We start from the raw sequence: 17,444 nt of genomic DNA on the forward strand, positions 1-17,444 counted from the left end.
TCCAATTAAGTGTAAAAAAATATAGCTTGCTTTCTGCCTTGCTGTAATAGAAAATATTTACAGCTATAAAATCCTTATATTATAGAACGATCGTTCAAATATTAGGCAAAAAAAATTTAATGCAGATAATCCATTAAATTTTCAGCCAGCTGGTCAATCATTTTTCTGTTATCATATAATGACTGCATCTGCCAAAATCCGGCAAAAGTGGCAACAATAAATGCTGCAGCTTCTTTTACATCTCTTTCAGGACTAAACTCCCCTGCTTGCTGTGCTTTTTCTAACAATTCTTCAAAAATACGCATCAATGCATTAGTCGACTGCTGCAATAGTTCTTTAACACCTGTATCAAACGGAGCCAGTTCAAAAGAAGTTTTCACTACCATACAGACTTTACCTTCTTCAAATGATCTTTTAATAGCCTTTTGGATAATTTTCTCAATTGATTTTATTGGGGAAGTTTCGCCGGATACTGCTTTTTTATATTCATCATGCGTTTCTGCAACATAGTTTTTTAAGCTGCTTATGAACAATTTGTGCTTATCGCCAAATGTATCATACATGCTTCCGCGATTTATTTTCATGTCATTGACTAAATCCTGCATGGATGTGGCATAATACCCCTTTTTCCAGAAAAGGTCTCTTGCCTTTTCAAGTTTATCTTTCGGGTCAAATTCTTTTAATCGTGCCATATCTGGTGCAAATATATAATTATTGAACGATTGTTCCAAATTAAAAACATTTTTTTCTCCTTTTCATTCTCCTGACTAATAACTTAAAAGGGATTTAGATATTGTATTAATAGTTTGCCTGCCCAATATCAAGTCTGTCAAATTTCCCTTCTTCATTCTCCTGAAACTTAAAATACGTCTTAAATGTCCCCCATCTTCCTGCGTTGAAGGTTCCATAAATATCTTTCCCTTCATTTTCGATCTTATCAATGCTTAAGAATTTTTCATCCCCAAGTGCTTTCAAAAAGAAAGATCTGAAGTTTACTTTACTTCCATCATCTGTCATTATGGGTTCTTCTGTGAAGAAAGAATACCAGCTTTCATCTCCTGACTGTAATGCTTCTATTGCATTTTTTACTTTTTCATTTGTTATTTTATGTAGATCCATTTTTTTATTTTATAAATTATTCTCAGTAACACCTATTTTCTATACACATTTTTCATAAAGAAAACCCATCTTTAAATGGATACTGTAAATAAATAATCACCAGATTGATTAACAGAAAGGGTATCTCGATAGAAAAACCTTTCAGGCCTTTATCTAATAAATGGAAACACATAATCAGCAGAATTCCTGCGGCCATTAAAAATTTTCCCCAGACAAAAGTTTTAGGAAAAAAAATTAATAAGGCAGCAATGATGGTAATTCCACCATTGATAGCCAACCCCATTTTGCTGAATCCCCATTTTTCAAACATTTCCATCATTTCAGGTTTGGCTGAAATCATTGCATATCCCTGCTTCAATCCCATAGTTATGGCTACAAGAATCAAAATTGAATTTATTACTTTGAGTATCATTGTGTTATTTTTAAATTGAAATAGAAAAATGGATAATTTGATTCTGAAAAAATCAAATTATCCATTTATAAGGTGTTGGTATAAAATTATCTTGTGGTATATCCTCCGTTCGCGAATATGGTTTGACCTGTGATCCACCATCCTTCGGTTACCAGAAATTCAACTAAAGGAGCAATGTCTTTAATATTAGTAAGACCTCCCAACGCTGCTGCTGATTTATGATACGCCACCGCCTCTTCAGATTCCTGTCCATAAAAGAAAGGAGTATCCATAGGGCCAGGTGCTACAGCGGTCACTGAGATCCCTCTTGAGCCAAATTCTTTGGAAGCAGCTCTCGTAAAATGTTCAACCGGAGCTTTTGCACCGGCATAGGTAGAATATAATCCGGTATAAGCCGCCAGCAATGAGGTTACAATGGTACAGATTTTCCCATTATCATTAAGTTTTTTCCCTGCTTCCTGCAAAAAGAAATAGGCAGATTTTGAATTCACGCCAAACATGGTATCATATTCTTCTTCCGTTGTTTCAGCAAATGGCTTCTTCAATACCATCCCTACCGTATTTACTGCAATATCGATTCCTCCAAATCTGGCAACTGTCTCATCGAAAAATTTAGTAATATTTTCTACTTGAGTTAGGTCTCCCTGAAACAAAAATGCTTCAGCTCCCAATGCCTGAACTTCTGCCAGCGTTTTTTCACTTGCAACTCTGGAGCTCTCACTGTTATAATGTATGGCAAGTTTTGCTCCTTTTGAAGCAAAATTCCTGCTTAATAGTCCTCCTAAATTTTTGCCACCTCCGGCAATTAATACTACTTTTCCTTTTACATCTTGTGTTGACATTGTTCTTTTTTTAAAATGTTATTATAACAAAGATGAACAATTAGAATTGATTTAATATGGTGAAGTTTTCGGAATTTATGATTCATTTTGAATTTCAAATTGATGTTTCCTTTTTAATGGACTGGAATTTTTTAAAAAAAATATAAAATTATGCAATGCATATATAGGTGACTATATTTCAGACAAATAAGACTCAAAATCATGCAAAACCCCTGTGTTATAAAGGAAATTTTTGTCACTAAATTGTGGTATGTATACATTTTAGGCACACCATTTGTTAAGACTACTGCATATTATAGCACACCAATTCATTTTATAATATATTATTTTCTACATCCCCGGTTTCCCGGGGATTTTTTATTTTAAAAAAAATCCTTTCCCGAAAGCTCAGAAAAGGATCAACACCTAAATTAAGAAAATCACCTTATACAATGAATAAGGATGCAATTGTCTGAGCATCGCTGCCCGATAAAACTTCGTCATAGGCTGCGGAACCAGCTGCTGCTCCAAAAGCAGTCGCTGTATTGTATCCCGCCTGAGTGGTATTATCTTCTCCGGCATAAACAGCATTGGTAGCCGCAGGCATATTGCCTCCGTCTGCCAGCTCTATCCAGCCTTTATTGGCTCTCATACGTCTTACTTGGGAAGCATGTCTTGCTTCTACGGAGTGGATCTGAAGTGCTGCCTGAAGTACCGCTTTGTTAGACATCACATTTCCAGCCTGTCCTTTATACGCTCTTACTCCGGTATCTTCAAAGGCCTGAGCAAGAATAAGAAATTGATTATAATTGGTAAAAGGGGTAAAACTCCCATTAACCGTAAAATCAAATGTTGGTTTAGTGCCCGGTGTCGTTCCTAAAGAGGTCAATGTGCTTTTCAGGAAATTAACGTGCGCAGATTCGTGTTTGGCAATCTGCATAAAAACAGTACGGTCTACACTAGGAATTAATCCTGCAGTGGAAAGCCCGATCGTATAATATTCACTTTCCAAATATTCCAACACCAATGCGAGTTGCAGTGCATCGGTCAAAGCAGTTTTGTAAGTAGTTCCTGGAACAGTATTTAAGGTTTCTGCTTTTGCAGGTGTGGCCATTAACATACCCAGTCCAAGGGGAGCAGCCGCTACAGCAGCTTGTTTACCCATGGTTGACATATTGGTAATGGTTTCTAATCTTGAAGCTTCCGTGGTGAAAAATTTATCATTAGAAAGTTTATCTAGTATTTTTAGTAGGTTCATAATTGTAGATTTTTAAAATGAATAATTAATTAAATTCCTCTTTCTTTCCATGTAAAAGGAGTCTTAATGAATCCTCCGGCCACCATTACAATGTCTTTCGGCTCTTTTGCTACATCCAATCCATTGGCATCTATCACATCATCTCCTGAAAAATCTGCTGACCCTGGATTAATGATATTTCTGATTGCGGAAGCATGTCTTGCTTCTACGGAAACAATTTTCCCGGCAATCACAAGATAATCCGGATTGGAAATGTATTTTCCGGCTCCATTATAAGCGGCAACTCCTGTATCTTCCAGTGCTTTTGCAGTGGCAAGAACAGAACTTCTGCTGCTAAAGTTTACACCCGGATATTGAAATTCAAGTTTTGGGAGCACATTAGAAGTTACTCCACTGATCGCGGCCTTGAAAAAATCACGGTGGATCAATTCATGATGGTAAAGATCTGTAAAGAGCTCCTGCTCTATACTTGAAATTCCGGAATAAAAATTATTAACTACTTTGGTATAAAAATCTGCCTCAAGCTGTTCAAGCGCATATGCATAATTAAGTACGCCTACATCGCCAGTGCCCAGATCAAAAACTTTATTATTGATAACCTGGAAATCGTCATCGTCATCACAACCTATAAGGGTAAGACCTGCCATCGCAAGACCGATACCGCCTAACTTCAAGAAATTTCTTCTGCTTGTATCCAGAGTAGCTCCCTGGTTAGAAACACTGATTGTTTTTTTCATAATATTAATTTTTAGTGTTGGTTATTGAATTGAAAGAATATCAGTTATATTTATCTATAAATGTGTTTTTTTATTAGGCTGACTGATAAAGAGTAAAAACAGCATAATTTCTTATGCTGCTTAAAACTAATAAACCATTACGGCATCAAAACCGTGTCTATAACATGAATAACTCCGTTTGACTGATTCACATCAGCAATCGTAACTTTTGCATTATTTCCTTTAGCATCTTTGATATAAAGATCTTTTCCTTTGGTCCAGAAGGTAACATCTTCTCCTTCTACAGTTTTCATCATGCTTTTTCCGTTTCCAGCTTTCACAGCTGCCCAGATATCTTTTGCACTGTATTTTCCGGCAAGAACATGATACGTTAATATCTTAGTAAGCGTTGCTTTATTTTCAGGTTTTACCAGATTTTCTACTGTTCCTTTGGGAAGTTTAGCAAATGCTTCATCTGTAGGTGCCAGTACTGTAAAAGGTCCCGCTCCCTGAAGCGTTTCTACCAAACCTGCTGCTTTTACTGCGGCAACAAGAGTTTTGTGATCTTTCGAATTCACTGCATTTTCAATAATATTTTTGGAAGGATACATCGGTGCTCCACCTACCATTACTGTTTTTTCTTTCATCATCTGTGCAGTTACATTTCCACTGAAAGCGAATGATAAAGCTACCATGCTTAAGACTGCGATTTTTGATCTTGTATTCATTGTATTGATTTTTTAAGTTAAAGACTGTTTAATTTTTTGTTCTTACTAGCATTTACGACCTCGGTTTCATTTTAGATTTAAAATATTGATATTTTATTTTAAAATATTGAAAATCAATTATTTAATTTTAGAAACAGGAATAAAATCCAGACAAACAGAGTTCATACAGAATCTTTTGCCTGTTGGTTTTGGACCATCATCGAAGACATGTCCGAGATGAGAATCACATCTTCCGCACAACACTTCACTTCGCACCATATGATAGGACGTATCTTTTCTGTATTTCACACTGGTTTTGCTCACCGGCTGATAAAACGAAGGCCAGCCGCAGGTCATTGCAAATTTAGAGGTAGAAAGAAACAGAGGATTTCCGCATACAGCACAGTAATACATACCTTTTTCGTCCAGTTCATAATATTTTCCGGTAAAAGCGGTCTCTGTAGCCCCTTCCCTCGCTACCTGATACAGCTCCGGGGTAAGTATTTTTTTCCATACTGCATTGCTTACTTTCAGAGGAGTCGTTATGGTACGTGAATAGTATGGATTTTTAGCTTTAAAATTACCTGACTGTGCAAAGCATTTACTGCCTGCAAGGAGGAGGAAACATACCAGTCCTGCTTTTTTGATTACACTATTCATAATTGTAAAATTTTAAGTTATTATCTGAAATTACATACGATATAAAAGATTATTGAGATGTTGTTTGTTATATGTTTTATTTTATTACATTTGAAGTGAAAAATATTCATTATTAAAACAAACTATTCGGAAGAGGAACTTATCGTTTTACTACAAGAAAAAAGCGAGACTGGTTTTCATCATTTGTATGACCATTATTCCGGCGCGCTGTATGGTGTGATCTTCCGAATTGTACAATCAAAAGAATATACTGAAGAAGTAATCCAGGATGTCTTTGTTAAAATCTGGAATTCAATCCATCAATATGACTCCAGCAAAGGCAGATTTTATACCTGGATGATTAATATTGCCAGAAATACAGCAATAGATTATTTAAAATCCAAAGGCTTTCAAAACCAGCTTAAAAACCAACCGCTCCCTGATTTCGTATATAACACTACAGAACTTTCTACGACCAATAAGTCATCTGATTTCATTGGATTCAGCAATGTATTGGAAAGTCTGGAAGTTGACAAGCAGGAACTTATCGACCTGGCCTATTATCAGGGATATACACAAAATGAAATATCCGAAAAACTGAAGATACCGCTGGGTACAGTGAAAACGAAAATGCGTAATGCATTACTAAAACTAAAGGATTTGTTAAAAGATTATCAATAAATTGAACACTAAGGAATACATATCATCCGGAATTATAGAATCTTATATTCTAGGTCTTGCTTCTCATGAGGAAGCAGGGATTTTGGAGTGTGTGATGAAGAACAATGCTGAAGTAAAAGCAGCTTTTGAGGAGGCACAAAAAACATTGGAAGATCTTGCTACAGCTCAGGCCGTAGCACCTCCGAGCGATCTGAAATCTACCATATGGAATAAAATCCAGCAAGAGCAGACCGCTGATGAAACGATACGTTTGGTTCCGGATTCTCAACCGAATCCTACCTTTCAAAAGGAATCAGATGAACCTGTTGCTGCTAAAAGCAACAGCAGCTGGAAGACTTACGCAGTGGCCGCTTCGGTACTATTTTTAGTAAGTGCTGCCGGAAATCTATTCTGGATGAACAGCCAGTCTCAGAACAAAAAAGAGATTGCAAAACTGAATACGGAAAAACAGTTTCAAAACCTGGCGCTTCAAAAAATGGAGCAGAAATGGAATATTCTGTCCAACCCGGATATGCAGATGGTTATGCTGAAAGGCGTGGAAAAACATCCTGATTCTAAAGCCATGGTTTTCTGGGATAAAAAGACCAAAGAAGTCTATCTGAATGCAGAAAGTCTTCCTAAAGCTCCGGAAGGCATGCAATATCAGCTGTGGGCAATTGCAGACGGAAAACCGGTAAGTGCAGGAATGTATGCGGAAGAAAAGGACAGCAAAATTGCTCTATCCAATATCCCCAACGCACAGGCATTCGCCATCACTCTTGAGAAAAAAGGCGGAAGTGAAGTTCCGACTATGGAAAACATGTATGTGATGGGAGCCATTTAATATTAAAAGGCTTATTACGACTGAATTTTAGAGGAATTTTATAGTGTTTTCTTATTTTTTATAGCCTGTTCTGGTTATTAGCCTGAAATTTATCTCTCAAATCATAGAAATATCCGGATTTATTTAAATTATTCTGTATCTATGGTATAAATTAGGGTTTATTACTCTACCTTTAGCCCAGAAATAATGTACTAATAAGAAACACACCACATCCTTTCTATATTTTAAATTTTATCCTTATTATAATTTATTTTTAATCCTCCTTTCGGGAGGATTTTCAGTAGAATATCAGAATGATTTTCTGTATATTACATCTTACCATTTTATTAATTTCATTAAAAATCTTCGCATATTTTGAATTTTTTATTGAAATAAAATCGAAAATACCGACCTGTATCAAACCATCAAAAAGATAAAGTATTCTTAATAAAAATAGCTCAGATCAATTTTTAAGTTCTATATTTGTTATGAATTTACATGAATGTGGAGTGCTGATTTTATTTTTTTTAAGTTCTGTTGCCATTCGCTTCGCTTTATTTTTGGTTGTATAGATGGCATGCAGCATTTAATCTTTTAATTTCATATGAATGAATCTGCTTTTGATGAATCCGGAATGGAGTATTCTGATTTTTTAAATCAATTTAAGACCTCAATCCACCGTCTTTTTGAAAAAGAAGACATCAATACGTTAAGCCTTTCCAGAGGACTTCCTCCTCATGTCTGGAAAGAAATAATGAACCTTAAACCACTTTCAGTAGCGATCCCAAAAGAATTTGGAGGCAGAGATATGAAAGTGAAAGAATGTCTGGGTATTTTATCTGCCGCATCTTACGAATCTCTTCCTCTATCCTTAACATTCGGGATTAATATTGCTCTTTTCCTTGAACCGGTTGCAAAATACGGCCATCAGGACGTTAAAGGAAATATCTTTAAAAACTTCTTGGCGAACGGAGCAATGGGCGGTCTTATGATCACAGAACCTGACTACGGAAGTGATGCCCTTAACATGAAAACTCAAAATGAGCTGAAAGGAGACTATTACTCGGTACAAGGCACCAAACACTGGCAAGGACTGACAGGAATGGCCGATTACTGGCTTATTACGTCAAGAAATATAAATTCCGAGGGAAGCTTATCAAGAGATGTAGATTTCTTCATTGCCGATACACATGTTAAAGAACAGAATGTTGAGGTACTGGAATATTATGATAATGCAGGACTGTATATGATCCCTTACGGATTGAATAAAATAGATATTAAAGTTCCGCAACACAATAAACTTATCCCGGAATCAACGGGTTTGAAAATGATGCTGGATATTCTTCACCGAAGCAGATTCCAGTTTCCGGGAATGGGAATGGGATTCCTGAAAAGGATGCTGGACGAAGCAACAAAGCATTGTAAGGAAAGAATGGTGGGCAATTCCAATCTTTTTGCGTTGGATCAGGTACAGTATCAGATCGCAAGACTACAATCATTCTTTACCCTTTGTTCTGCCATGTGTGCTAAAAGCTCTATCATAAGCAGTATTGATCATGATGTTTCTACCAGCGGAGTGCATGCGAACAGTATGAAGGCATTGGTAACGGACATGATGCAGGAGGCTGCCCAAACTTTGGTTCAGCTTTCAGGAGGAAAAGGATACCGGATTTCTCACATCGGTGGCCGAGGAATCATGGATAGCCGTCCATTTCAGATTTTTGAAGGTTCCAACGAAATGTTGTACACTCAAATTTCTGAGGGGATCTTAAAGGACATGAAAAAGAAAAAGACGCCTCATTTCGGAAGCTATCTTGCTCTTAATGATTTATCTAAAGAAGCTGTAAAAGTATACAGCCAGGAACTGGATTTCAGTATTGATCAGGCATTTTCACAAAGAAAGATGATTGATCTCGGAAAAATTATTGCAAGAATAGTGATTGTAAATGATCTTATTGAGCTTAATAATTTAGGATTTGAACAGGAGCTTACCGACATGACGATTGAAATGGTAAGACAGGAGATCGTAAGTCTTCTTGCTTCCATGCATCATCATAAAGCCCTTACTCCTATCGAAGAAGGTAATGGGAAAAGTGACTGGATGGCATTTTTATAAATTATAAATATAATAAAATCATACTAAAAAAATTGGTACTATTTCCGATAGAAGTGAGTGTTGTTTTGTGTGAAAGTACATGAGAGTAGATGACTGATTTCGGATATTATTGTACTGATATTTTCGCAAAGATCAATCTGACAACGCTCTACAGGATTTAAGCGGAGATAATATATTTTTGATAATCAATCATTTAAAATAGTATTTATTCAGTTATTTGTTGTATATTTGCATAATAATTATTAAACAGGCCACTGCCTTTGCTATCTGTTACAGTTTAGAATACCCATTTTTTTCTTTCAGTTTTCGCTTTTTCAGCTGCCACCCTTTTTAACCTTTAATTTTATAATTAATGAATACATGCGTTGGCAAACTGAATACAGGGACTACAGAGAAACGGCAAGAAAATCTTTTTCACGTCGAAAGCTTATTGTTAAAGCTGCGTAAGGAAATGACGAGTGTCACGATCCTTAATTACACAACTTCAAATTATTAAAAATTTGACAGAAAACACCAAACCCCAGCAAAATACCACAATGAGCTTCAAAAATTTAAACTTAATAAATCCCATCATCCGCGCTGTCACTGAAGCTGGATATTCAAAGCCCACAGAAATACAAAGTAGTGCAATTCCACATATCCTAATGGGTAAAGATATTATTGGATGTGCGCAAACCGGTGCAGGAAAAACAGCAGCTTTTGCGATGCCTGTGCTTCAATTATTAAAAAAGAATGCTCCTGAGCATAAAGAAATACGAACATTAATATTAGCTCCCACTCAGGAACTGGCAATGCAGATAGAGGAAGATTTAAAGCTATACAGCAAATACCTTCCCTTGTCCCTATTCACGGTTTATGAAGGAGTTTCTAAAGGCAGCCAGCTAGCCGCATTAAGAAAAACAGTAGATGTTCTGATAGCCACTCCCGGCAGATTGCTGGACCTGGTTGACCAACGACACATCAATCTCTCTAAAATTGAAATTTTGATTATAGATGAGGGCGATACCTTACTGGAAATGGGGTTTGGCAATGATGTGAAAAAGATTATCAAGATGATTCCTCAAAGAAGGCAGACGCTTTTCTTTTCTTCAACAATGTCTGATGAAACGAAAAAATTTGCAGGAAACATCCTCAATAATCCGGTTGATGTGGATAAACTGACGTATATGGTAGATCATGAACGTCCGAATACAGACTATCTCCATTTGGGAGGAGTAAAAACCCATTTTATCGCAAGATAAATATAGTAAGAGAAATAAACTGATAGGCATAATACCTACAGAACACAATAACAAATATTTAATACAAGAAACTAAATACTACAATAATTTATGGCAGATTCTTCTTCTAAAAAAGAAAATTTCAAGAAAAAAATTCAAAAGCAAAAAGAAAAAGCGATCCGACGTGAAGATCGTAAAAGCAATAACAATAAAGGAAAGGGACTGGAAGACATGTTGACTTATGTAGACGAATTCGGAAGATTGACCTCTACCCCTCCTGAAGAGAGAATGGAAGTAAATCTTGATGAAATTCAGCTGGGAGCAGCTCCAATTCTTGAAGAAGAGATCCGTAAATCAGGTATCATTACATTTTACAGTGAAAAAGGCTATGGCTTTATTACAGAAAATAAAACCAAAGAAAATGTGTTTTTCCACAATAACAACTGTAAAGAGCCTGTAAAAAAAGGGAATAAAGTATCTTTTGAAAAAGAGAAATCTGTAAAAGGATTTTCTGCCGTTAATATCGAACTCGTTAAGTAAAAACAATTTTTTAATACCAATACAATGCAACAAGAAGGCACAGTAAAATTTTTTAACGAAGCAAAAGGCTTCGGATTTATTTCTCCAGCAGACGGAGGAAAAGACATTTTTGTACATTCTTCAGGATTGAGCATCAGAACAATCCGTGAGAATGACAAAGTAGTTTTTGAAGTACAAAAAAGCGACAAAGGACTAAACGCTGTCAACGTAAAACTAGCGTAATTACATATATTACAATAGAATTAAAGCCCCTTGCGGGGCTTTTTTCTGTTATATGAAACTTGATAGGCAATATATTCTTGTCCTGTCATAAATTCCCAAAAAAAACCGCTCTTTGGAAACGGTTTTATATGACTTTAAAGGACTTATTTCTGATTTAGCGGTAAATCCACATCAGGATAGGTTTCGTCGATTTTTGGATAACAGGATCGATTTCCTTCATAGCATTATTCGATATAGTGGGACAGCCCCAGCCTTCCGGCGAACCTTTTGGAAAGATTTCTTCATCACTCATCAGATCCCAGGAGTGAAACACAATAAACCTTTTTAAAGCATTACTGTTCGTTTTCTCCAGGCCATGCATAAGATATTTCACATTGATCCCCCACTCACTATACCCGCGTCCTTCCAGCTTGTATTTTCCCAGGGAGGAAAGATGACTTCCATCTTCATTGCTGAATTCCGGAGCGTCTTTAGAGCCATCCATACTCCAGGGTTGCGAACCGCATCCATGCCCGACCAGATATTGCCTGGAAAGAGTATCGTTCTTAAAGTTCCAGACAAAAAATCTCTTTACTCCTGAATGAAGGCTCATATCAATTAAAATACAGAAATCAGTATTTAATTTATTCGACTGACAAAACTTTAGTGCTTCTTCAGCCTTTTGCCTTGTTTTAGCATGGTTAGCCTCCGGTTTTTTCTCAACAAGAGGTTTGTGATTTTCAATTGAGACCGCCTTTTCTTTCCTTGTTTCTTGCTGGCATGAACAGAAAAGGAAAATCATAAAAATAAAGTGCAAAATTTTCACCGAATTCTATTTATAATGTTGGAAAATTCCAAAATCAGAAGGGGTCCAAAGGGCGGCTTTTTGACCTGCAGCTTTTAGTGCATTATTTGCCCAGGTATTACAGGTGTAAAAAAAGCTGTATGTTCCTTTTGCATCATAGAAAGCATCATTATCACTATAAACAGCATTGGTAGGTATGAACATAAATTTCCCATTTTGATCTGTATCAAATTTAGCTTCAACAAAACTCACTAAACTTTTATATTGATCCTGGCTTATCATGATCATTTTACAGTCACTGTCTTCCGTCATTTTTCCATAATACGTACAGTGCATTGCCGAATCGCTGAGCCAAAAAGCCGCTTTAAAAGCAGTTGAAAATTTGAGATCCGCCCACGTGGGGGTGTCCAGGTAGAAGCCTTTATCACCCCACCCTATTCCTACGTACTGATAGTCTGTCCTTTTAGATTTTATATTGGAAAAAGGAATTTTCGCTCCCCAATCCTGCAGATCATTTTTTACAGGCATTACGATATCAGTGTGTACTCCGTTCGTGTAAATATAGATTGGAATTTCTTTTTTCTGTCCGTCATCTTTAGCTGAAACTTCAATAAAGGGCAGTAAATAGCCCAGTACTACATAAAGAAGAATCAAACCTACCAATACTCCGAGTATTTTCAAGAGGTACATTGCGATCATTTTCACAGTCATGTTTTAATAAAATTTAATGTATAATTTTCCGTAAAAGTATTTGTTTTAATCGGAAAAATGACTACATTTAGTTACGAAATATCACACAAATATGCGTAAAAACATCAAATCCCAAAAAAGATTTAAAGTAAGAGTGAAAACAGCTCCAAAAAGAGTACAAAAAAGGCGTTGATTTTCTGCGGGAATATTTCCCCATGAAAGTCATTTTTTGTTTTCAGGAAAAGATTTTCACGAATTCTTACCTCAATACATCTTTACCTCCTTATATTCAAAAATTAAGGAATGGAAGTTTATCCGCTTTAGTTTTGGAACATAAAAATTCCAAACAGGGACTTGTCACCTCAAACCAAATCTACAAAAGATCAGAAGAAGAGTTTAAAAATTCAATATTACGCTTCAAACCAGCAAATTTCGTCCTTTTCACGGGAGATTTTCTGAAAATTTCAGAGAATAATTCCTGAGTAAGCTCTTTCCACTCGCCTTTTTTAAAGTTTTTCAGAGATTCATTAGGTCTAAATCTGCTTTGAAGATTAGGAGCAGAAAAACGGTTCCATGGGCAAACATCCTGGCAGATATCACATCCGAACATCCAATCTTCCATTTTATCTTTAAAAGAATCAGGAATTTCACCTTTCAGCTCTATGGTTGCATAGGAAATACATTTGCTACCGTCTACAATTTTCTCAGAAACAATAGCGTCAGTAGGACAAGCATCAATGCATTTTCTGCAGGTTCCGCAATGATCGGTTGTTTCATGGTCTGCAGCGAGTTCCAAATCGCATATTATTTCTGCCAGAAAATAGAAAGAGCCGTTTTGTTTTGTAATGAGATTGGCGTTTTTTCCCACCCATCCGATTCCTGATTTTCTGGCCCAGCTTCTTTCCAATACGGGAGCAGAATCTACGAAAACCCTGAAACCGAACTCTCCAATCTCTTCCTGGAGTTCCATAACCATGTCACGCAGAATTTCTTTAACCACTTCATGGTAATCCTCTGCATAAGCGTATTTTGAGATTTTGTAATTTTCTAATGCTGAGATTTTCTCTTTGGGAAAATAATTATAGGAAAGTGAAATCACTGATTTTGAACCTTCTACCAACAGTCTTGGATCAAGTCTTTTATCAAAATGGTTTTCCATGTATTTCATTTCGCCATGAAAATTATTCTGAAGCCATTTCTCAAGGTGGCGGGCATCTTCTTCCAAAAAATCAGCTTTTGAAATGCCACAGCTTTGAAATCCAAAACGGTCTGCTTTGGATTTGATAAGGCGGGCATATTTTTCGGCATTTGAATTCATGATTTCACCTTGCAAAACTAAGATTATTTTATAAATTTGCGCGCTTTACCGCCTGTTTTAACAGACATACTTATTCTAAAGCAAAATTTGAAAATAATAACCATGAAAAAAATCAGTCTGTTTATTGGACTTTTAGCTGCAGGCATGCAGTACGCACAAATCACATTTGAAAAAGGATATTTTATTAATAATGCCGGTGAAAGAACTGAAGCCTCAATTAAAAACCTGGACTGGAAAAATAATCCCACTGAATTTGAATACAAACTTGATGGTTCTTCTGATGTAAAAAAAGAAAACATTAAAAACATTCAGGAGTTTGGAATTGATAGTCTTGAAAGGTATGTTCGGAAAACCATTATGATTGACCGTTCTTCTGATCATTTGAACAGATTGTCTGAAAATAAGGCACCGGAATTTAAAGAGGAAACGTTGTTCCTTAAATATCTGGTAGAAGGCAAATCCAGCCTATTTTATTATGAAAGCGGAGATACCAGAAGGTTCTTTTACAGCACTGATGATGGGAGTGTAAAACAGTTGATTTATAAGCCTTACGCCATCAACGAAAGTCAGATTGGTTATAATGAAGATTATAAAAAACAGCTGTCAGAAAGTTTAACATGTGGTGTAGACCTTAAAATGATCAAAAAAACGGACTACGAACCAGCAGATCTTACAAAAATATTCATCACCTATAACGAATGTTCTACCGGACATTCATTGAGCTACGGGCAGTCTAAAGTAAAGAAAGATTTATTTAATCTGAGCCTAAGACCGGGGGTTAATTTTTCTACGGTGGAAAACAATTATCATTATTACAGTGTAAATGATAAAACAAGATTTGGTTCAAAAGCTGCCTTCAGGATTGGCGCCGAACTTGAATTTATTTTACCTTTCAATAAAAACAAATGGGCTCTTTTTGTGGAACCTACGTATCAGTATTATAAAAACAACACTGAATTTTCCATTGTGGATGGTTCTTCCAGCGGAAAAATCACCAAAAGAAGTGTGGATTATAAATCCTTGGAAATCCCGTTTGGGGTTAGGCACTATTTCTTTATTAATGAGCAATCAAAAATATTTATCAATGCGGCTTATGTTATAGATTTTGAGTTTAATTCTGCTATTACCTATGATCAGACTGAATTTAAAATATCATCGGGTAACAATTTTGCGTTTGGTGCCGGCTATAAATACCAAGATAAATACAGTGTAGAATTCAGAATGGGAATGTCCAGAAACCTCTTAAGAAATTATTTTAATTTTGCTTCTGACTACAGGACAATATCTTTAATTCTCGGATATACCCTATTCTAAAATAAAGCGGCTAAAACCGTTTTTTCAGAAAAAAATTGCGTATTTTCGTTATCATTTTAATGTTTAAAATCAAACAGCTATGTCTTTATCAGAAGTATTACAATCAGGAAATTATGAATTAATAGACGTTCGTGAACCCATGGAATTGGAAATGGACGGCAATATAGAAGGTGCTAAAAATATCCCACTGGGTGAAGTAGAAGATAGACAGGAAGAAATTTTATCTATTGAAAAGCCGGTAGTTATTTTCTGCAGAAGCGGAAACAGAAGCGGAAAGGCTTTAGAGTATCTTACTTCTCAAGGGCTGAAAGACGGTTACAACGGCGGTGGCTGGGCAGACCTGAAAGCAACAATAGAATCAAATCAAGGAACTTTTTAAAGTTCCTTTTTTTATGTACTCCTAATATGGATCTTAAAGAAAACTTTATACAGCTGTGTAGTTCTTTTAGTGAGGAACAGCAGATTATCAAAGGCCTATGGCAGGAAATTGAAAAGAAATATTCTGAAAAAGGCAGGTATTATCACAATATTCATCATCTTGAAAATATGTTTCTTGAGCTGGAGCATGTTAAGGACCGGATTGCCAACTTTCCTGCGCTCTCCTTCTCTATTTTCTATCATGATGTAATCTATGATGCTTCTTCCAAACGTAATGAAGAAAAGAGTGCTGAGTTTGCTGCAATAAGGCTTCAAAAACTGAATGCCGACACAGCAATCATAGCATCTGTTACCTCTCAGATTACCGCTACAAAAGCTCATCTGCTATCGGATGACCATGATACCAATTATCTTTTGGATGCTGACCTTTCCATCCTGGGAAAAGATGCAGAGACGTATCTCGCTTATATCAAAAACATACGGAAAGAATATTCCATTTACCCGGATTTTCTTTACCGGCCTGGAAGAAAGAAGGTTCTTCAACATTTCCTGAATCTTAAACATATCTTTAAAACTGAATATTTTAAAGATCAATATGAGATTTCTGCGCGGGAAAACATCAAATTTGAACTGGACAATCTGTAATCCAACTTTAGGGAAAGTACATAAAAAGAGATGCAGCAAAACTGCATCTCCACAATTAAACATACATTTCCAACACAAACACATGATGGCCACTTCATTAACTTAGCATATACACATCACACTATATTCAAAATTTACCTCCCAATTATTCTTTTTTATTTCATGGATATTGTACAGCCTTATCTAATTCTATAACATTATTATTTTCTTTCAGCTGTTTTTGGATGCCTTTTGAAAGGGTTCTAAGATCCATAGAAATAAGATTTCCATTTTCATCTCCGACCTGATATTTTATATTCCGGGCTTTAATTTCGGCATGTGGATCATTGTAATAGTCTAACTGCATTTTCTGAAATTCTTCCCAAGTAATTTCCTTTCCAGCTCTAAGGGCAAACATATTGTTCTTATCTGATTTTTTAATTTTTATCAAAGTGAAATCATATTCTGAATTTTCATCTGATATTTTCACGATCTGGCCTGGCAAACCATTGAATATATAAGGTCCTTCATGCAAAGGAATACTCTCTGAAAACCACGCTATCCATTTTCTACCGCCATAATTTACAGTTGCCTTTTGGCAATCCATTTCTGCTATTTTTTGCTTATCTGGTTGGATTTGCCATTTAAGTGAACTATCAATTTTTATATAATATTTATCTCCCATAACTGGAGCAGTAATGCTCTTACTTATTGTAGCATTAATGAGATTCTTGTTTATATAAAATTGGTTTGCAAATAAAGGCTTAGTACCAAGTCCGAATCCATTTTTTTGCACTAAAGAATCTGAACGCCTGTCATGTTCTGACCGAAAAACAGATTGTTGACCAAGGACATCAAGATAAAACTGTTCAGTAACAAACTCCACCTTGTTTGAATTAGGCTTATACTTTAGTTCATATATAAATGTTACATTTTGTGCTGACAAAACAGATAAGAAATTAAGCAAACTGATTAAAACAAACTTTTTCATATTCATTATAATGATGATAAAATAAGGATACAGAAATTATATATCTAAAATTAAAAATACCCATTAATTGTTGAGTACAGATGCGGAAATCC

21 protein-coding genes are annotated in these 17,444 nt (G+C 35.8%); 9 read left to right on the forward strand and 12 right to left on the reverse strand.

The annotated features are described in order from the left end of the window. Positions 1 to 116 precede the first annotated feature (116 nt). The 8 genes from SB679_RS16055 to msrB form a co-directional block, all read right to left on the reverse strand. A complete protein-coding gene (locus SB679_RS16055; RefSeq protein WP_410703294.1) occupies positions 117 to 692 on the reverse strand; it encodes a TetR/AcrR family transcriptional regulator in 576 nt (191 codons plus the stop codon). A 106-nt stretch (positions 693 to 798) separates the two neighbouring features. Further along, a complete protein-coding gene (locus SB679_RS16060; protein ID WP_410703295.1) occupies positions 799 to 1,119 on the reverse strand; it encodes a hypothetical protein in 321 nt (106 codons plus the stop codon). A gap of 52 nt (positions 1,120 to 1,171) precedes the next feature. Continuing rightward, positions 1,172 to 1,531, reverse strand: coding sequence for a hypothetical protein (locus SB679_RS16065; RefSeq protein WP_410703297.1), 360 nt, complete (start codon positions 1,529 to 1,531; stop codon positions 1,172 to 1,174). An 86-nt stretch (positions 1,532 to 1,617) separates the two neighbouring features. Continuing rightward, positions 1,618 to 2,373, reverse strand: coding sequence for an SDR family oxidoreductase (locus tag SB679_RS16070; RefSeq protein WP_410703298.1), 756 nt, complete (start codon positions 2,371 to 2,373; stop codon positions 1,618 to 1,620). A 424-nt stretch (positions 2,374 to 2,797) separates the two neighbouring features. Further along, entirely contained in the window at positions 2,798 to 3,610 is an 813-nt protein-coding gene (locus SB679_RS16075; protein WP_410703299.1) for a ferritin-like domain-containing protein, read from the reverse strand. 29 nt (positions 3,611 to 3,639) lie between these two features. Further along, positions 3,640 to 4,347 (reverse strand): ferritin-like domain-containing protein, encoded by a 708-nt coding sequence (locus tag SB679_RS16080; RefSeq protein WP_410703300.1) that lies wholly within the window; start codon positions 4,345 to 4,347, stop codon positions 3,640 to 3,642. A 137-nt stretch (positions 4,348 to 4,484) separates the two neighbouring features. Further along, the gene (locus SB679_RS16085) at positions 4,485 to 5,054 is read right to left on the reverse strand and encodes a fasciclin domain-containing protein (RefSeq protein ID WP_034710767.1); all 570 of its coding nucleotides are present in this window, start codon (positions 5,052 to 5,054) and stop codon (positions 4,485 to 4,487) included. 117 nt (positions 5,055 to 5,171) lie between these two features. Then, positions 5,172 to 5,693: a peptide-methionine (R)-S-oxide reductase MsrB gene (gene msrB / locus SB679_RS16090; protein WP_410703301.1), complete on the reverse strand. Its 522-nt coding sequence runs from the start codon at positions 5,691 to 5,693 to the stop codon at positions 5,172 to 5,174. 183 nt (positions 5,694 to 5,876) lie between these two features. Between msrB and SB679_RS16095 the strand changes: the two genes are divergently transcribed. The 6 genes from SB679_RS16095 (at position 5,877) to SB679_RS16120 (ending at position 11,253) form a co-directional block, all read left to right on the forward strand. Further along, positions 5,877 to 6,353 (forward strand): RNA polymerase sigma factor, encoded by a 477-nt coding sequence (locus tag SB679_RS16095; RefSeq protein WP_410703302.1) that lies wholly within the window; start codon positions 5,877 to 5,879, stop codon positions 6,351 to 6,353. Position 6,354: 1 nt separating this feature from the next. Beyond that, positions 6,355 to 7,176: an anti-sigma factor domain-containing protein gene (locus SB679_RS16100; RefSeq protein WP_410703303.1), complete on the forward strand. Its 822-nt coding sequence runs from the start codon at positions 6,355 to 6,357 to the stop codon at positions 7,174 to 7,176. 583 nt (positions 7,177 to 7,759) lie between these two features. Continuing rightward, complete coding sequence (locus tag SB679_RS16105; protein WP_410703304.1) at positions 7,760 to 9,271, forward strand: acyl-CoA dehydrogenase family protein; 1,512 nt, start codon at positions 7,760 to 7,762, stop codon at positions 9,269 to 9,271. A 536-nt stretch (positions 9,272 to 9,807) separates the two neighbouring features. Further along, positions 9,808 to 10,512, forward strand: coding sequence for a DEAD/DEAH box helicase (locus tag SB679_RS16110; protein WP_410703306.1), 705 nt, complete (start codon positions 9,808 to 9,810; stop codon positions 10,510 to 10,512). A gap of 90 nt (positions 10,513 to 10,602) precedes the next feature. Further along, the gene (locus SB679_RS16115; RefSeq protein WP_034710761.1) at positions 10,603 to 11,031 is read left to right on the forward strand and encodes a cold shock domain-containing protein; all 429 of its coding nucleotides are present in this window, start codon (positions 10,603 to 10,605) and stop codon (positions 11,029 to 11,031) included. A gap of 24 nt (positions 11,032 to 11,055) precedes the next feature. Beyond that, entirely contained in the window at positions 11,056 to 11,253 is a 198-nt protein-coding gene (locus SB679_RS16120) for a cold-shock protein (RefSeq protein ID WP_034710760.1), read from the forward strand. Positions 11,254 to 11,407: 154 nt separating this feature from the next. Here the strand turns inward: SB679_RS16120 and SB679_RS16125 are convergent, their stop codons facing one another. The 3 genes from SB679_RS16125 to queG form a co-directional block, all read right to left on the reverse strand. Further along, positions 11,408 to 12,058 carry a murein L,D-transpeptidase catalytic domain-containing protein gene (locus SB679_RS16125; RefSeq protein WP_410703307.1) on the reverse strand — a complete coding sequence of 217 codons (651 nt, stop codon included), beginning with the start codon at positions 12,056 to 12,058 and terminating at the stop codon, positions 11,408 to 11,410. A 6-nt stretch (positions 12,059 to 12,064) separates the two neighbouring features. Further along, positions 12,065 to 12,742 (reverse strand): TIGR02117 family protein, encoded by a 678-nt coding sequence (locus SB679_RS16130; protein ID WP_410703308.1) that lies wholly within the window; start codon positions 12,740 to 12,742, stop codon positions 12,065 to 12,067. 358 nt (positions 12,743 to 13,100) lie between these two features. After that, complete coding sequence (gene queG / locus SB679_RS16135; protein WP_410703309.1) at positions 13,101 to 14,045, reverse strand: tRNA epoxyqueuosine(34) reductase QueG; 945 nt, start codon at positions 14,043 to 14,045, stop codon at positions 13,101 to 13,103. 102 nt (positions 14,046 to 14,147) lie between these two features. On the opposite strand from queG, the gene SB679_RS16140 reads away from it, so the two are divergent. The 3 genes from SB679_RS16140 to SB679_RS16150 all read left to right on the forward strand — a co-directional run bounded on the left by SB679_RS16140 (position 14,148) and on the right by SB679_RS16150 (position 16,382). Next, the gene (locus SB679_RS16140) at positions 14,148 to 15,359 is read left to right on the forward strand and encodes a tRNA modification GTPase (protein WP_410703310.1); all 1,212 of its coding nucleotides are present in this window, start codon (positions 14,148 to 14,150) and stop codon (positions 15,357 to 15,359) included. A 79-nt stretch (positions 15,360 to 15,438) separates the two neighbouring features. Beyond that, on the forward strand, positions 15,439 to 15,738 hold the full coding sequence (locus SB679_RS16145; RefSeq protein WP_410703311.1) for a rhodanese-like domain-containing protein: 300 nt from the start codon (positions 15,439 to 15,441) through the stop codon (positions 15,736 to 15,738). A 26-nt stretch (positions 15,739 to 15,764) separates the two neighbouring features. Next, on the forward strand, positions 15,765 to 16,382 hold the full coding sequence (locus SB679_RS16150; RefSeq protein WP_410703313.1) for a hypothetical protein: 618 nt from the start codon (positions 15,765 to 15,767) through the stop codon (positions 16,380 to 16,382). A 160-nt stretch (positions 16,383 to 16,542) separates the two neighbouring features. On the opposite strand, the gene SB679_RS16155 is transcribed toward SB679_RS16150, so the two are convergent. Beyond that, positions 16,543 to 17,352 carry a GLPGLI family protein gene (locus tag SB679_RS16155; RefSeq protein WP_410703314.1) on the reverse strand — a complete coding sequence of 270 codons (810 nt, stop codon included), beginning with the start codon at positions 17,350 to 17,352 and terminating at the stop codon, positions 16,543 to 16,545. Positions 17,353 to 17,444 lie beyond the last annotated feature (92 nt).

It is taken from the genome of Chryseobacterium sp. SIMBA_029, from assembly GCF_046535275.1.
Lineage (GTDB): Bacteria > Bacteroidota > Bacteroidia > Flavobacteriales > Weeksellaceae > Chryseobacterium.

What these genes read in the sequence shown, in the direction of transcription:
- SB679_RS16155 (WP_410703314.1), bottom strand. Translation starts at nt 17,352, where the DNA reads ATGAAAAAGTTTGTTTTAATCAGTTTGCTTAATTTCTTATCTGTTTTG.
- msrB (WP_410703301.1), bottom strand. Translation starts at nt 5,693, where the DNA reads ATGAATAGTGTAATCAAAAAAGCAGGACTGGTATGTTTCCTCCTCCTT.
- SB679_RS16115 (WP_034710761.1), top strand. Translation starts at nt 10,603, where the DNA reads ATGGCAGATTCTTCTTCTAAAAAAGAAAATTTCAAGAAAAAAATTCAA.
- SB679_RS16105 (WP_410703304.1), top strand. Translation starts at nt 7,760, where the DNA reads ATGAATGAATCTGCTTTTGATGAATCCGGAATGGAGTATTCTGATTTT.
- SB679_RS16085 (WP_034710767.1), bottom strand. Translation starts at nt 5,054, where the DNA reads ATGAATACAAGATCAAAAATCGCAGTCTTAAGCATGGTAGCTTTATCA.
- SB679_RS16140 (WP_410703310.1), top strand. Translation starts at nt 14,148, where the DNA reads ATGAAAAAAATCAGTCTGTTTATTGGACTTTTAGCTGCAGGCATGCAG.
- SB679_RS16065 (WP_410703297.1), bottom strand. Translation starts at nt 1,531, where the DNA reads ATGATACTCAAAGTAATAAATTCAATTTTGATTCTTGTAGCCATAACT.
- SB679_RS16145 (WP_410703311.1), top strand. Translation starts at nt 15,439, where the DNA reads ATGTCTTTATCAGAAGTATTACAATCAGGAAATTATGAATTAATAGAC.
- SB679_RS16055 (WP_410703294.1), bottom strand. Translation starts at nt 692, where the DNA reads ATGGCACGATTAAAAGAATTTGACCCGAAAGATAAACTTGAAAAGGCA.
- SB679_RS16070 (WP_410703298.1), bottom strand. Translation starts at nt 2,373, where the DNA reads ATGTCAACACAAGATGTAAAAGGAAAAGTAGTATTAATTGCCGGAGGT.
- SB679_RS16150 (WP_410703313.1), top strand. Translation starts at nt 15,765, where the DNA reads ATGGATCTTAAAGAAAACTTTATACAGCTGTGTAGTTCTTTTAGTGAG.
- SB679_RS16080 (WP_410703300.1), bottom strand. Translation starts at nt 4,347, where the DNA reads ATGAAAAAAACAATCAGTGTTTCTAACCAGGGAGCTACTCTGGATACA.
- SB679_RS16110 (WP_410703306.1), top strand. Translation starts at nt 9,808, where the DNA reads ATGAGCTTCAAAAATTTAAACTTAATAAATCCCATCATCCGCGCTGTC.
- SB679_RS16120 (WP_034710760.1), top strand. Translation starts at nt 11,056, where the DNA reads ATGCAACAAGAAGGCACAGTAAAATTTTTTAACGAAGCAAAAGGCTTC.
- SB679_RS16075 (WP_410703299.1), bottom strand. Translation starts at nt 3,610, where the DNA reads ATGAACCTACTAAAAATACTAGATAAACTTTCTAATGATAAATTTTTC.
- queG (WP_410703309.1), bottom strand. Translation starts at nt 14,045, where the DNA reads ATGAATTCAAATGCCGAAAAATATGCCCGCCTTATCAAATCCAAAGCA.
- SB679_RS16060 (WP_410703295.1), bottom strand. Translation starts at nt 1,119, where the DNA reads ATGGATCTACATAAAATAACAAATGAAAAAGTAAAAAATGCAATAGAA.